13 protein-coding genes are annotated in these 14,595 nt (G+C 75.1%); 6 read left to right on the plus strand and 7 right to left on the minus strand.

The window, feature by feature from the left end:
* Positions 1-8: 8 nt before the first annotated feature.
* Both O7618_RS02125 and O7618_RS02130 read left to right on the plus strand, forming a co-directional pair.
* Complete coding sequence (locus O7618_RS02125) at positions 9-1,157, plus strand: histidine kinase (protein ID WP_278104256.1); 1,149 nt, start codon at positions 9-11, stop codon at positions 1,155-1,157.
* Complete coding sequence (locus O7618_RS02130) at positions 1,154-1,774, plus strand: response regulator transcription factor (protein WP_278104257.1); 621 nt, start codon at positions 1,154-1,156, stop codon at positions 1,772-1,774. The genes O7618_RS02125 and O7618_RS02130 overlap by 4 nt, the downstream gene beginning before the upstream one ends.
* A 78-nt stretch (positions 1,775-1,852) precedes the next feature.
* Here O7618_RS02130 and O7618_RS02135 read toward each other — a convergent pair whose 3' ends face one another.
* Positions 1,853-2,737 carry a L,D-transpeptidase gene (locus tag O7618_RS02135; protein WP_278104258.1) on the minus strand — a complete coding sequence of 295 codons (885 nt, stop codon included), beginning with the start codon at positions 2,735-2,737 and terminating at the stop codon, positions 1,853-1,855.
* A 72-nt stretch (positions 2,738-2,809) separates the two neighbouring features.
* Positions 2,810-4,255: an alpha-amylase family protein gene (locus tag O7618_RS02140; RefSeq protein ID WP_278104259.1), complete on the minus strand. Its 1,446-nt coding sequence runs from the start codon at positions 4,253-4,255 to the stop codon at positions 2,810-2,812.
* Between the two features lie 296 nt (positions 4,256-4,551).
* On the opposite strand from O7618_RS02140, the gene O7618_RS02145 reads away from it, so the two are divergent.
* Genes O7618_RS02145 through O7618_RS02160 form a run of 4 tightly spaced genes read left to right on the plus strand, consistent with a single transcriptional unit; the run spans position 4,552 to position 9,276 of the window.
* Positions 4,552-6,270, plus strand: coding sequence for a hypothetical protein (locus tag O7618_RS02145; protein WP_278104260.1), 1,719 nt, complete (start codon positions 4,552-4,554; stop codon positions 6,268-6,270).
* Entirely contained in the window at positions 6,267-7,733 is a 1,467-nt protein-coding gene (locus O7618_RS02150; protein WP_278104261.1) for an NADH-quinone oxidoreductase subunit NuoF family protein, read from the plus strand. Before O7618_RS02145 ends, O7618_RS02150 begins: the two co-directional genes overlap by 4 nt.
* A 26-nt stretch (positions 7,734-7,759) precedes the next feature.
* Entirely contained in the window at positions 7,760-8,350 is a 591-nt protein-coding gene (locus O7618_RS02155) for a redoxin domain-containing protein (protein ID WP_278104262.1), read from the plus strand.
* Positions 8,347-9,276 (plus strand): cytochrome c biogenesis CcdA family protein, encoded by a 930-nt coding sequence (locus tag O7618_RS02160; protein WP_278104263.1) that lies wholly within the window; start codon positions 8,347-8,349, stop codon positions 9,274-9,276. The genes O7618_RS02155 and O7618_RS02160 overlap by 4 nt, the downstream gene beginning before the upstream one ends.
* On the opposite strand, the gene serS is transcribed toward O7618_RS02160, so the two are convergent.
* The 5 genes from serS to O7618_RS02185 all read right to left on the minus strand — a co-directional run bounded on the left by serS (position 9,260) and on the right by O7618_RS02185 (position 14,515).
* Complete coding sequence (gene serS, locus O7618_RS02165) at positions 9,260-10,546, minus strand: serine--tRNA ligase (RefSeq protein ID WP_278104264.1); 1,287 nt, start codon at positions 10,544-10,546, stop codon at positions 9,260-9,262. The two genes, O7618_RS02160 and serS, sit on opposite strands and share 17 nt — an antisense overlap.
* 83 nt (positions 10,547-10,629) lie before the next feature.
* A complete protein-coding gene (locus O7618_RS02170) occupies positions 10,630-11,721 on the minus strand; it encodes a MerR family transcriptional regulator (protein WP_278104265.1) in 1,092 nt (363 codons plus the stop codon).
* Positions 11,722-11,812: 91 nt separating this feature from the next.
* The gene (locus O7618_RS02175) at positions 11,813-12,988 is read right to left on the minus strand and encodes a saccharopine dehydrogenase NADP-binding domain-containing protein (RefSeq protein WP_278104266.1); all 1,176 of its coding nucleotides are present in this window, start codon (positions 12,986-12,988) and stop codon (positions 11,813-11,815) included.
* Between the two features lie 31 nt (positions 12,989-13,019).
* Entirely contained in the window at positions 13,020-14,156 is a 1,137-nt protein-coding gene (locus tag O7618_RS02180; RefSeq protein WP_278104267.1) for an alcohol dehydrogenase catalytic domain-containing protein, read from the minus strand.
* Entirely contained in the window at positions 14,153-14,515 is a 363-nt protein-coding gene (locus O7618_RS02185) for a hypothetical protein (protein WP_278109877.1), read from the minus strand. Before O7618_RS02185 ends, O7618_RS02180 begins: the two co-directional genes overlap by 4 nt.
* Positions 14,516-14,595: the final 80 nt, after the last annotated feature.

The following is a 14,595-nucleotide window of genomic DNA, read 5'->3' on the forward strand; positions in this document are numbered from 1 at the left end:
TGGTGGGCGTGACGTCGCCGACCGCCCCGGCCCGGCCGGTGAACCGCCGCCACTGGCGGTTCACCGGCTGGCTGCTGGCGGCGGTCTGGCTCTTCTTCCTCAACATCCCGTTCGTCACCGCGCTGCACCAGCCGGAGCTGTGGCGACGCCTGCTCGGCCTCGGGTCCGTGCTGGCGTTCGCCGTGTCGTACGTGCTGGTCTTCGAGTGGGGGCGGAGCCGCCGGCAACGGCACCTCCCGATCCCGACCGGTCGGGCCCGACTGCTGATCGCGCTGCTGCTCGCGCTCGGCCTGGCCGGCATCCCGGGCACCGACGGCGACTGGTTGACCACGCTGGTCTTCGTGGCCGCCGCCGCGGTGTTCCTGCTGCCGTCGGTCGAGTCGCTGGTCGTGGTGGTGCTGGCCGCGGCGACGCCGCCGGCGGCCTCGCACCTGGTGCCCGGTTGGGAGTCGGAGAGCACCGTGGTCTTCGCGGTGCTGCTCGCCTCGTTCGCCATGTTCGGGGTGAGCCGGCTGGCCCAGCGCAACGGCGAGTTGCAGGCCGCGCAGCAGGAGATCCACCGGCTCGCGGTGGCCGAGGAACGCGCCCGTACCGCCCGGGACCTGCACGACATCCTCGGGCACTCGCTCACCGTGGTGGCGGTCAAGGCCGAGCTGGCCGGCCGGCTGCTGGAGCTGGACCCGGCCCGGGCGGCCGTGGAGATCGCCGACGTGGAGCGGCTGGCCCGCGAGGCGTTGGCCGACGTGCGAGGCACCGTCGGGGCGTACCGCGGGGTGGACCTGGCGTCCGAACTGGCCGGCGCCCGCTCGGCGCTGGCCGCCGCCTGCATCGTCGCGGAGCTGCCGGAGACGGCGCCGGAGCTGCCGACGGACCGGGACGAGCTGTTCGGCTGGGCGGTCCGTGAGGGGGTGACGAACGTGGTGCGGCACAGCGGCGCGCGGCGCTGCGTGATCCGGGTCGACCCGGCGGGGGTGGAGGTCCGCGACGACGGCCGGGGACCGGCCGGAGGGCCGGCGGGCGCCGGGCACGGGCTGGTCGGGTTGCGGGAGCGGGCGGCCCGGTTGGATGCCACGGTGACGGTGGGCCGAGCGCCCGGCGGGCACGGTTTCCTGCTCCGGGTGACGGTGCCGGACGCGAACGGGAGGGATCGCGGGTGACCGAGCCGATCCGGCTGCTGCTCGCCGACGACCAGGCACTGGTCCGGGGCGCGTTGGCCGCGCTGCTGTCGCTGGAACCGGACCTCACCGTGGTGGCGGAGGTGAGTCGCGGCGACGAGGTGGTGCCGGCGGCGCTGCGCACCCAGCCCGACGTGGCGCTGCTCGACGTGGAGATGCCGGGGATGGACGGCGTGGCCGCGGCGGCCGCGCTGCGCGCCGCGCTGCCCGACTGCCGGGTGCTGGTGGTGACCACGTTCGGCCGGCCCGGCTACCTGCGCCGGGCGATGGAGGCGGGCGCGAACGGCTTCGTGGTCAAGGACACCCCGGCTCGCCAGCTCGCCGACGCGGTCCGCCGGGTGCACGCGGGCCTGCGGGTGGTCGACCCGACGCTGGCCGCCGAGACGCTCGCCACCGGGTCGAGCCCGCTGACCGAGCGGGAGACCGAGGTGCTGCGGACGGCCCGGGGCGGTGGCACGGTGGCCGAGCTGGCCGCGACGCTGCACCTCTCCGAGGGCACGGTCCGCAACCACCTCTCGTCGGCGATCGGCAAGACCGGCGCCCGCAACCGCGCCGACGCCGTCCGCCTGGCCGAGGCCAACGGCTGGCTGCTCGGGTAGAAGGAGGGGCCTCCTGTTAACGCCTGCGGTAGAGAAGGGGCACCTTCTCACACCCACCTGTTAACAGGGGGCCCCTCCTTACACGCGGTCGACGACGACGAGGCTGGTGCCGGGGGCCAGGGCGGCGAGGAGTTGGCGCTGGGCGGCACGGGTCAGCCGGATGCAGCCGTTGGTGACGTTCTCGCCGAGCGTGTCGTCGTCGTGCCAGGTGTGCAGCCCGATGTGGGCGCCCCGCAGTCCGGTCGGCACCGCGTCCGGGTCGTCGGGGATCGCGCCGAGCGCGAAGATGTCGACCCCGCCGTAGACGTCCTGCGGGGGCGGCGTGCGGCCGAGGACGAACGTGCGGCCGAGCGGGGTGAGTTGGCCGGGCATGCCGAGGCTGACCGGCCAGGTGTGGACCGGCCGCCCGTCGCGGAGCCAGGTGAGCCGGTGGGTCCGGCGTTCCACCACGATCTGGTCGCGCAGCACCACGGTGGTCCAGCCGCCGGCCGGCAGCCACGCGATGGTGCGGTTGGCGGACGGGAGCAGGACCGCGGTCCAGCCGGCGCGGCGTTCCACGATCGGCACGGTCAGCCGGACGTCGCTGATGGTCGGGGCGAGGAACGCCAGCGGGCGGCCGCCGGGCGCGTCGTACGCGGCGACCTTCCCGTTGGGGCGTGCGCCCTCGCCCAGCGGCCGGGTGTCGGCCGGGGCCGGGTCGGCGGGGAAGCCGCCCGGCGCCGGGTCGTAGGTGACCACCGGCAGGTCGGCCGGCGCGGGCGCGGCGGGTGGGACGGACTCCACCGTCGACGGTCCGGGGGACGACGGTCCGGCGGTGGCGGGTGCGGCGACGACGGGCGCCGGTGCCGGGGCGCCGGTCAGCGCGCGGCCGACCAGCAACGCGGTGGCCAGCAGCAGCGGCACGCCGAGCGCGGCGAACAGCCAGCCGGGTGTCCGCCGTCCGGTGATCTGGTCGAACGGCACAAAACGACTCTATCCCATGAAAAAGCCCCCGCGCCGCGAACTGCGGCACGGGGGCCTCCGACCACGGCGCGGTCAGCTCATCTTCGCTCCGACGTGGATGGCGATCCCGTCGTGCGCGTTGACGGTCGCGGCGAACCAGCCCGACGAGTCCACGGTGACCACCGGGCCGCTGCACGACCCGTTGCTGAACGTGCCGTGCATGACGTCGCAGTAGCGCCCGGCCGGCAGGCCGGTGTAGTAGGACCGGCCGCTCACCGCGAAGCCCTCGTCGTTGAGCGTCAGGTAGCCCTTGCCGGCCCGGCTGAACGCGATGTGCTGGTAGCCGTTGTCGTACCAGTTGGCGACCGCCGCGCCCTCGGTGGCGTTGCGGAAGCCGACCATGTTGGCGATCACCGGCCAGCGGTGCTCGCACTCCCAGCCGGAGTAGCAGGTGGTGTTGGTGATCCGGTTGCTGCCGTCCGAGGGCGGGCCCTGGTCCTTGCCGCTGAACGTGAAGCTCGACATCACCGCCGGCGTGCCGTAGGGCCAGGCCAGCATGAACGCGTTCGCCAGCGCGTACTCGCCGCGGTCGCGGTAGGTGAGCACGCCACCGTCGCGCTGGGTGTCGTGGTTGTCGGTGAAGACCACCGCGGAACCGCTCGGCAGGTAGCCCCAGGACGCGCCGAAGGTCTTCAGGTACGCGAGCCGCTCGCTGTTGAACATCCGGGCCAGGTCCTTGCCGTACCGGAACTCGTGCACGTCGCCGTTGCCGGTGTACTCGGTCGGCTGGACCGGCTCACCGGCACCGTAGATGACCTCCTGCACCAGGTAGGCCGGGCGGGACAGCTTGGCCTTGATCGCCGCGATGTCGGCGGCCGGCATGTGCTTGCTGCCGTCCAGCCGGAACCCGTCCACACCGAGCGAGAGCAGGTCGTTGAGGTAAGTGGCGAGTCGGGTGCGCACGTAGTCCGACTCGGTCTTCAGGTCGGCGAGGTTGACCAGCTCGCAGTTCTGCACCTCGTACCGGTCGTTGTAGTTGGCGATGTCGTTGTTGCCGTTGCGCCCGCAGTAGTGGAAGTCCTGCGACGAGTAGGTGCCCGGGTAGTTGTAGTGCCCGTACGACGTGCCGGCCCAGCCGGTGCCGCCGTTGTCCTGGCCGGACATGTGGTTGACCACGGCGTCCACGATCACCTTGACGCCGGCGTTGTGGCAGGTGTTCACCATCGACTGGAACTGGGCGCGGGTGCCCTTGCGGGACTCGATCCGGTAGCTGACCGGCTGGTAGGACACCCACCACGGGCTGCTGTTGACGTGCTCCTGCGGCGGGGACACCTGGACGTAGCCGTAGCCCTTGGGGCCGAGCGTGCTGGTGCACTCGCTCGCCACCGAGGTCCAGTTCCACTCGAAGAGCTGGACGATGACCTTCTTGCCGCCCGCGGGGGCGGCGGCGGCCGGGGGTGCCGCCACGGTGGTCGGGACGAGCAGGCTCGCGGCCACGCCCAGGGCGAGCGCGGCGGCGCGGCATCGGCGTCGATGCATCAGGACTCCTCAGGGGTGCGGGGGAGTGGGGAGTGGAGCCTGGGGAGGGCGTCGGTGCTGGCTTCTTGCAGCCAGGCGTGAAATTTTCCGCAAGGTTACGAGCATGTTGCAAGAAATGTCAACGCATGGGCATCCGTCGTTGCGTACGGCGCTACACGCGCGTCCGACCGCGACGGTTCGAGGATCCGGTCGAGAAATTCGCCACCGGAGGTGATCCGTCCGGGCCGTCACTCCGTACCTGAGGTGGGAGCAGGGTCGGCCGGTGGGGGCGCCGCCGCGAGACGATCGAGGAGCAGATGGCCCGGGCACAGCAGAACGAGAAGGCGACGACCGTCCGGACCACCACCAGCAGCCGTGGTGTCCGGACCATGTCGAAGTCCGCGACGGTGGCACTCGCCGCCTCCGTGCTCGGCCTCGCGTGGGCGGGTGCGGAACTGGCCGGCGCCGGCGGCGCCATGTACTCGTACGGTTTCTTCTTCACCGAGTTCTTCGCCGGGGTGGTCACCCTGGTCTCGCTCAGCCTCACCGTGATGCTGGGACTGCTCGCCACCGACCGGCTGGTGCTGCTCATCCGGCACCGGGTGCTGCTCCAGTCGGCGCATCGGGCCACCGGCGTGCTCGGCGTGGTCGGGCTGGTCCTCCACGTCATCACCAAGATCGCCATCGGCCGGGCCGGGCCGACCGACGCGCTGGTGCCGTTCGTCGGCGGCAACGGCCTCTACGTCGGGCTGGGCACCGTCGCCGCGATGCTGATGGTCGGCGTGCTCTGGACCGGCCTGGTCCGGGTCCGGTTCGCCGGCGTCGGCCCGAAGTGGTTCTGGCGCGCGTTGCACTCGATGGCGTACGTGTCCTGGCCGTTCGCGCTGTTCCACGGCCTCAACGCCGGCCGGGCGGCGAAGGGCTGGGTGGTGCTGAGCTATCTCGGCTGCGTGCTGCTCGTGGTGGTGGCGCTGCTGGTGCGCCTCTCCGTCCACCTCGGCAAGCGCAGCCGCGAGCAGCACCAGGCCGCCGCGCTGAACAAGGCGATGGCCGGCAAGGGCGAGGAGCGCACCGGCGTGTTCGCGGTCCTGAAGAGCAAGAAGACCGCCGGCAAGGAGGAGAGCGGCGCCGGCACGGGCCGCTGGGCCGAGGCCACCGCGACCTGGACCGCGCCGGCCGGCACCGCCCGGCGGCGCGACCCCGAGCGGTTCGCCGTACCCGTGGTGCCGGAACCCGGGTCGCTGCGCGAGCCGGTCCGCGCGGCCGCCGCCCGACGGCGCGCCGAGGAACCGGCCGAGCCGGCCCGGCGCCCCCGCGCGGCCGAGGTTCCCGCCGAGCGGCGTTCCACCCGCCGCCGGGACACCGAGCGGGTCACCGCCGACGAGCGCGAGACGCGCCGGAGCCGGGACGCCGAGCGGGTGCCGGCGGTCCGGCGCAACACCGAGGAGATGGAGACGGTCGGCCGGCGCGACAGCGAACGGTCCCGTCGCCGCCGGGACACCGAGGAACGGGTGAGCCGCCGGTCCCGGGTCGAGGAGGAGGTCGTCGCGTCGTACTCCGCGCCGCCGGAGAGCGGTGGCCGGCACTCCGCGCCGCCGGACACCGGTGGCCGGCACTCCGCCCCGCCCGACAGCGGCCGCTACGCCACCCCGGCCGAGGTGGCCCGCTACTCGGCCCCGCCACGTCCGACCGACGAGGCGGAGGAGCCGTGGGACAGCCCGCGCCGCTGGGCGGGCGAGCCGATCTCGGCGGGCCCGATCTCCGCCGGTCCGATCTCGGCCGAGCCGCGCAGCGGGACCGGCCGGCGTTACCGCGACGAGGAGGACGTGCCGGAGGAGGCGGACTACTGGCGTCCGCCGGCCCGCTACGCCGCCGACGACGACGCGTTCGTCGACGACACCCCGACGCTCGTCGACCTCGCCTCCCGGCGGGCCCTGCGCGCCACCAAGGAGACCCGCTCCGGCCGGCGCAAGAAGGCCGACGCGGACGCGGTCGACGGGGCGTACTGGGCCGGGCTGCGGGGTGAGGCCCGGTGATGCGGACGACCGTCCCGCCGGTCGCCTGCGTCGGCGAGCCCCGCCTGACCGCCGGCTTCTCCGAGTTCGGCCGGCTCGACCTGCTCGCCCATGAGGAGGTGCACGGCCCGATCGGGCCGATGGAGCCGGCCGCGCTGCTGCGGCTCGCCGAGGCGATCGACCTCAAGGGCAAGGGCGGCGCGGGCTTCCCGTTCGCCCGCAAGCTGCGCGCGGTGCTCGAATCCTGCGAACGGCAGGACCTCGCCGCCGTCGTGGTGGTCAACGCCACCGAGGGCGAGCCGGCCAGCTGGAAGGACAAGGTGCTGCTCACCCGGGCCCCGCACCTCATCCTGGACGGCGCCGCGCTCGCCGCGTTCGCGCTCGACGCCGAGGAGATCGTGATCGGGGTGGCCGACGACGACGTGGGCCGGCCCTCGCTCACCGAGGCGTTGCAGGAACGGCGGATGCCGGTGCCGACCACCATCGTGACCGTGCCGCACCGGTTCATCTCCGGTGAGGGCGGCGCGCTGGTCAACGGCATCAACGGCCTGCCGCACATCCCGCCCGGCACCAAGAAGCGCTCCAGCGACTCCGGCGTCAACGGGCTGCCCACCCTGCTCTCCAACGCCGAGACCTACGCCCAGCTCGCCATCGCCGCCCGGATCGGCCCCTACGAGTACGCGGCGCTCGGCACCGACGACGAGCCGGGCACCGTGCTGCTCACCGTCACCGGGTCGGCGAAGCGGCCGGCGGTGGTGGAGTGCGCGGCCGGCACCCCGCTGCGCGAGATCCTCGACCTGTGCGAGGTGCCCCCCGGGCCGGGCATCCTGATGGGCGGCTACCACGGCAAGTGGATCACCGCCGAGGCGGCGGCGCGGGCCGAGGTCTCCCGCCGGGGGCTCACCGCGGTCGGCGGCACGCTCGGCGCCGGCATCATCGTGCCGCTCGGCGCCGACACCTGCCCGCTCGGCGAGACCGCCCAGGTGGTCCGCTACCTGGCCGGCGAGTCCGCCGGACAGTGCGGCCCGTGCAAGATGGGCCTGCCCGACCTGGCCCGCTCCGTCGACCTGGCGGTGTCCGGCAGCGCGCCGATCGAGCTGGTCCGGGCGGCGGCCGGTGACGTGAAGGGGCGCGGCGCGTGCAGCCACCCCGACGGCACCGCCCGGTTCGCGCTCTCCGCCATGGAGGTGTTCGCCGACGACCTGCGGCTGCACGCCACCGGGGAGGGCTGCGGCAAGCGGGTCAAGGGCGTGATGGGCCTGCCCGGGGCGCCGGACGGCAACCCGCAGAAACTCGCCCTGGACTGGTCCCGCTGCGACGGCCACGGGCTCTGCGCGCACGTGGTGCCGGACTTCATCCGGCTCGACGGCAACGGCTACCCGGCCTTCCCGCCCACCCCGGTGCCGACCTGGCTGCGCGAGGGCGCGCTCAAGGCGGTCAAGGTCTGCCCCGAACTCGCGTTGCGGCTGGTCAAGTCCGAGTAGCCGACCGACCACAGCAGGAGGCGCCGATGCCACCCCGTACCATCCGGCACGCCGGCGTCGTCGTCGTGCTGGCCGCCACCCTCGCCGCCACGGGGGCCTGCGCGGTCGGCCCGGAACGGGCCGCGCCGGCCGGCGCGGTGGCCGCCGCGCCCACCACGACCGCCACCGCGTCGCCGGCCGCGCCGCCCACGCCCGCGCGGCCGGCCACGGTGCCGACGAAGCTGTCGTTCGCCGGAAAGACCCTCGACGGTACGGCGTTCTCCGCCGCCGCCCTGGCCGGCCGGCCGGTGGTGCTCTGGTTCTGGGCGCCCTGGTGCGCCACCTGCGCCAGCCAGGCGTGGACCGTCGCCGAGATCGCCCCGAAGTACCGGGACACCGTGCCGATCGTCGGCGTCGCCGGGTTGGGCGAGCAGCAGGCGATGAAGGACTTCGTCACCGAGTTCGACCTCGCCGGCACGCCCCAGCTCGACGACCGCGCGGGCGCGGTGTGGCGCCGGTTCAAGGTGGCCGAGCAGAGCACGTTCGTGATCCTCGACCGGGACGGGAAGGTGGTCCACCAGGGCTTCCTGGACGGCGAGTCACTCACCCGGCAGGTCGAGACGCTGGCCCTCCGATGACCGGCGCGCTGCTGCTCGCGCTGACCGCCGGCATGCTCGGCGCGGTCAACCCGTGCGGCTTCGCGATGCTGCCCGCGTACCTGTCGTTGCTGGTGACCGGCCCCGGCGACGGGCGCGGCGCGGTCGGCCGGGCGCTCACCGCCACGGCCGGGCTGACGCTGGGGTACGCGCTGGTCTTCGGCGCGTTCGGGCTGGCCGTGGCGCCGGCCGCCGACTGGCTGCGCCCCCGGCTGCCCTGGCTGACCGTCACCCTCGGCGTGCTGCTGGCGCTGGCCGGTGTCTGGCTGCTCGCCGGCCGGCGGCTGCCCACGCCGCGCCCGTTGCGCACCGCGCCCCGGCTCGTCCGCACCTGGCCGTCCATGGTGGTGTTCGGCGCGGCGTACGCGCTCACGTCGCTGAGCTGCGCGATCGCGCCGTTCCTGGCGATCGTGGTGACCAGCCTGCGGGTCGGCTCGCCGCTGCGCGGGTTGGCGCTGTTCGGCGCGTACGCCCTCGGGATGGCCCTGGTGGTGGGCGTGGCCGCGCTCGCCGTGGCGCTGCTGCGCGGCCGGGTGGTGGCCCGGCTGCGCGGCGCCGGCGCGTGGGCGCCGCGGCTGAGCGGCCTGGTGCTCCTGATCGCCGGCGGCTACGTCGCCTGGTACGGCTGGTACGAGGTGCGGCTGGCCCAGGGTCGGCACGACGCGTTCGGCGACCCGGTGGTGCGGGCCGCCGCCGCCGTCCAGCAGGCGCTGGTGCGCACGCTGGACGGCGCCGGCCCGGCGCTGCTCGCCGCGCTCGCGCTCGCGCTGCTCGTGGCGTGTGTAAGGCGGGGCCCCTTGTTAACGCCTCCGGTAGAGGAGGGGCCCCCTGTTAACGCGGCGCAGGACGCGCGACGGGGGCCGGCGGAACCGGCCCCCGCGCGAGAGGTGGTCAGCGAGCGGCGGTGAGGCGGTCGGTGCCGAGCTTGTCGCGCAGCACCTCGGGGACCACCACCGAGCCGTCCGGCTGCTGGCACTGCTCCAGGATCGCCGGGAACAGGCGGCTGGTGGCCAGCGCCGAGCCGTTGAGCGTGTGCACGAACCGGGTCTGCTTGCCGCCCGGCTCGCGGTAGCGGATCGCCGCCCGGCGAGCCTGGTAGTCGCCGCCCCAGGAGACCGACGACACCTCCTTGTACTTGCCGGTGCTCGGCATCCACACCTCGACGTCGAGCGTCTTGCGCATCGACGCGCTGGAGTCTCCGGCGGCGAGCAGGCTGGTCTGGAAGTGCAGGCCGAGCTGGCTGACCAGGCCCTCGACGTGCCCCACCATCGCCTCGAGCGCGGCGTCGGCCTGCTCCGGCAGCGTGAACTGGAAGATCTCCACCTTGTTGAACTGGTGGCCGCGCACCGTGCCGCGCTCGTCGGAGTGCGAGCCGGCCGCCTCCCGCCGGTAGCACGGGGTGTAGGCGAACGCCTTCAGCGGCAACTTCGTGGTCTCCAGGATCTCGTCCTGGTAGGCGCCGAGGATCGCCGTCTCCGACGTGGGCAGCAGGAACTGGCCGCGCGGGGCGGACTGCTTGTCGAGGTGGTAGACGTCGTCGTAGAACTTCGGAAACTGGCCGGCGGCGAAGCCCGCGGTGTCCAGCAGCAGGTGCGGCGGGAGCAGGAACTCGTAGCCGGCCTGGATGTTCCGCTCGATCAGCCAGTTGACCAGGGCCCACTCCAGCCGGGCGCCCAGGCCGGTGTACATCCAGAAGCCGGAGCCGCCGAGCTTCACACCCCGCTCGTGGTCGACCAGGCCGAGCGCGCGGCTCAGCTCCACGTGGTCGCGGACCTTCTCGATGGCCGGCGCCTCGCCGAACGTCCGCACCACCCGGTTGGCCTCCTTGCCGCCGGCGACCACGTCGTCGGCGGGCAGGTTCGGCAGCTCGCTCATCACCGAGCGGAGCCGGGTCTGCACCTCGTCGAGCTGGGACTCCAGCTCCGCGAGCTGCTTGCGCTCGGCCTCCGGGGCGGTCGGCTGCGGCGTGCCGCCGGACCGCTTCGCCTCGGCGTACGCGCGCGCCTCGGCCTTGCGGCGCTGCCGCTCGGCGTCGATCTCCGTGATGAGGGCGCGTCGCTCCTGGTCGAGCCGCTGGATGTCGTCCAGCGCCCGGGTGACCTCGGCGGGATCCAGACGCTTCGCCAGCGCGGTCGCCACCGCCTCGCGATCCTTCCGGATCAACTCCATGTCGAGCATGCTGCTCGTACGCCTCCGTCCAGGCAGTCAGGTAGGACCCCCAGATGCTACCGTCGCGGCCCCGCCGGCCCGGGCCGGGCCGTCTACAGGCGCACCGGCATGAGGATGGAGAACGCGTGCGCGTCGTCGGCCCGGCGGACCGCCAGCGGCGTGATCGGCCCGTCCAGCTCCAGCACGAGCTGGCTGCCGCCGGCGTCCAACGCGTCGAGCAGGTACTCCCGGTTCACCCCGACCCGCAGGCCGTCGTCGGTGCCATCGACCGCAGCCGGGTCGACCAGCCGCAGCTCACCCCGGCCGTCCAGGCCGAGCGCGACCACCTCGTGCGCGACGCCGCCGTGCGTCCGGTGACAGACCCGGACCCCGTCGGCGGTGAGCGCCGCGCGCAGCGCCGCGCCGTCCACCGGGATCCGGTACGCGGGCGCGTCGCCGACCTGCGCCCGCAGCAGCCGGCGGTAGTCCGGGAAGTCGTACGGCAGCGCGGTGACGGCCAGCGTGCGACCGGCGACGGAGAACGTCACCCGGCCCGCCGCGACGACGGCGTCGACGGTGGGCACGTCGGTGTCGAGCAGCGCGCGCAGCTCGTCCACCGCGGCCACCGGCAGCAGCGCGCCCACCGGCGGGCCGTCGACGGTGGCGTCGACCCGGGCCACCGCCAGCCGGTGCCGATCGGTGGCGAACAGGTGTACGCCGTCCGGCTCGACCGACAGCAGCACGCCGGACAGCGCCGGCAGCGCCGGGTCGGCGCCGACGGCGAAGCGCACGGCGGCCACGGCGGCGGCCAGGTCGGTGCGGGACAGCGCGAGGCGGGTGGTCATGGTGGTCTCCTCCGGGTCGATCAGGCGACGGATCCGGGAGAGTTCGCGACGCGCGTCGGCGAGGCCGTCCTCCAGTCGGCGCAGGTGCGTGTCCAGCAGCCGGTGCACCTCGGCCGGCCGGTGCCGGTGCCGCAGCGCCTCGGCGATGCCGGCCAGCGGCATGCCGACCCGGCGCAGCCCGGCCACCAGCCGGGCCGGGTCGACCTGGTCGCCGGTGTACCAGCGGTAGCCGGTCACCGGGTCGACCCGGGCCGGGGTCAACACGCCGGAGCGGTCGTAGAACCGCAACTCGCTGACCGTCAACCCGCTGGCCCGGGCCAGCTCACCGATGCTGCGAAGCTCGCTCTCCACGGCCGTCATCCTGTGCCCTCCACCGGGTCGAGGGTCAACGCTTCGGAGATGTTAAAAGGGGGCCCCGCCTCTACCGAATGCGTTAAGAAGGGGCCCCTCCTTACGCTTTCAGGGTGCGGAAGGTGATGCCGGCGCGGATGAGGCGGTCGAGCAGCGCGTCGCCCATCGCGGCCACCGGGGTGAGCTGGCCGGCCGTCGCCGGCAGGTCGTCGAAGGCCAGGCAGAGCGCCGACTCGGCGAGCATCTTGGCGGTCTCGTCGTAGCCGGGGTCGCCGCCGGCCACCTCGGTCACCACCCGCCGGCCGCCGCCGGCGCCCACGAACCGCACCCGGAACCAGGACTTCGCCCGCTGCTCGGCGCTCGGCCCCTGCCCGGAGGAGAGCCGCCCGAGCAGCCAGCGCCGGGTCGGCGGCACCTTCACCAGCCCCACCACCGCGGCCAGGCCGATGCCGGAGACCAGCACGGTGGGCAGCCGCTTCATCGCGGCGAAGTGCCGGTAGCGGAAGTCCGGCCCGTACTCGGGGCGGGCCGCCGCCGACCGGCGGACGATCTGCGGGTCGATGGTGGGCAGCGGCGCCGCCCACTGGCCGAACTCGCGGACCCGACCGACCCGGCCGGGCACCGCGCGCACCCGCCGGCCCTCCGGTCGCGGCTCGACCGCCCGGCGGGCCCGCGCGGCCCGGCCCATCTCGCCGGTACGGGCGAACGCGGTGAGCGCCGAGTGATAGGTGCCGGCGGAGAACCGGCCGCCGGCCCGCACGTAGCCGTCCACGGTGACCGGCCCGTCCGCCGGGAGCTGCTTGACCGTGTACCAGGCGCCCAGGTCGTGCGGGATCGAGTCGAAGCCGCAGGCGTGCACCAGCCGCGCCCCGGTGCGCACCGCCTCGGCGTGGTGCCGCACGTACATCAGGTCGACGAACTCCGACTCCCCGGTGATGTCGACGTAGTCGGTGCCGGCGGCGGCGCAAGCGGCCACCAGCGGCTCGCCGTGGTGCACGTACGGGCCGACGGTGGTGGCGACCACCCGGGCGCTCTCCGCGACCGCCCGCAGCGACGCCGGGTCGGTCACGTCGGCGGTGAGCAGGGGCAGTTCGGCCAGGCCGGGATCGATCGCGGCCAGCCGGTCGCGGACCGCGGCCAGCTTGGCCGGGTTGCGGCCGGCGAGCGCCCAGCGCAGCCGGTCCGGCGCGTGCCGGGCCAGGTATTCGGCGGTCAGGCCGCCGGTGAAGCCGGTGGCGCCGAGCAGGATGAGGTCGTACGCGCGCTCAGGGGGCATCCGCCGAGTGTGCCATCCGCGCCGGTTCCGATCACGGGGTGAACACCGCCCGGACGCAGCCGTCGGCCCGGTCCCGGAAGAGCGCGTACCCGTCGGCGCCCCGATCCAGCGGCAGCCGGTGGGTGGCGAGGTGCTCGGTGACCAGCTCGCCCCGGGCCATCCGGTCCAGCAGCGCGGGGATGGCGCCCGGCCGGGCGCGGCTGCCGCCGCGTACCGCCAGGCCCTTGTCGGTGACCGCGCCGAGCGGGAACCGGTCCACGAACGCCGTCCCGCCGCCGAGCAGCACCACCGTGCCACCCTTGCGGCAGGCGTGCACCGCCTCGCGCAGCGCCGCCCCGCCGTCCGGCGCGCCGCCCGGCCACCGCGCCCGGGCGGGTGGCGGCCCCGCCGCGTCCACGCACACGTCCGCACCCCGGCCGCCACTGCGCTCCCGCAGCTCGCCCAGGGCATCCACCGACCGGTGGTCGAGCGGCTCGGCGCCGGTGTGCCGGGCGGCCATCCGCAGCCGGTCGTCGTGCTCGTCCACCACGATCACCCGGGCCGCGCCGCGGGCCACCGCCGCCGCGGCGGTGAGCTGGCCGACCGCGCCCGCGCCCCAGACCGCCACCACGTCACCCGGGGCGACGCCGCCCAGCTCGGCGCCGTGCCAGCCGGCCGGGGCGGCGTCCGCGGCGAAGACCGCCCGGTCGTCGTCGACCTCCTCGGGCACGGCGAACGCGCCCACGTCGGCGTACGGGACGCGGACGAACTCGGCGTGGCCGCCGGCGAAGCCGCCGAGGCGGGCCGGTCGGCCGTAGCACCCGGCTGCGGGCGGTCCCCACTCCGGCTCGGCCGCCGGCCCGCCGGTGCCGTTGTCGCAGCAGGCCAGCATGCCCTGCCGGCAGAACCAGCACACCCCGCAGGCGACCGCCGCGCCGACCACGACCCGGTCGGCGACCCGGTGCCGGCGCACCTCCGACCCGACCTCGACAACCTCACCGAGGAACTCGTGCCCGAGCACCTCGCCGGCGGCCGCCTCGGGCACCTGTCCGGCCAGCAGCGGCAGGTCGCCGCCGGAGGTCACGCTGCGACGCACCCGGACGATCATGTCGTGGGCGTTACGCAGCTCCGGGTCGGGCACCTGGCGCACCGCGAGCGCGTCGGCGCCCTCCCAGCACAGCGCCCTCACCCCGCCGCCCCCGGGCGCTCCAGCGGCGAACGGTCCGCCCGCAGCACCTCCCCGGTCTCCACGAGCTGGCGGGTCTCCCGGAGCACCTGCCGCAGGAACCGGCCGGGGTCGTCGCCGACCAGGTGCGCGGCGAGCCCGGGCAGCGCCGCCGTCCCGCCCAGCGGGCGTACCGCCAGCTCGGTGCCGCGCCCGCCGGGGGCCGGGCGCGCCCAGACCTCCACCGCGCCGTCGAGCCGGCGCAGCGGCTCCGGCCACCGCCCGGCCGGGAGCACCTGCTCGGGCCGCCCGGTCACGGTCACCACCTGCCAGCGCGCCGGTCGGGGGCCGCCACCGGCCCCGGGCGCCCGCCGCCGGGCCAGGGCCCGCGCGCCGTCGGCCGCCCGGGCGAGCGCGTCGGCCAGCCGTCCTGTCCGAGCCACCCTGCCCTCCCGGATCTCTG

It is taken from the genome of Micromonospora sp. WMMD980 (assembly GCF_029626035.1).
Taxonomy (GTDB): Bacteria; Actinomycetota; Actinomycetes; order Mycobacteriales; family Micromonosporaceae; genus Micromonospora.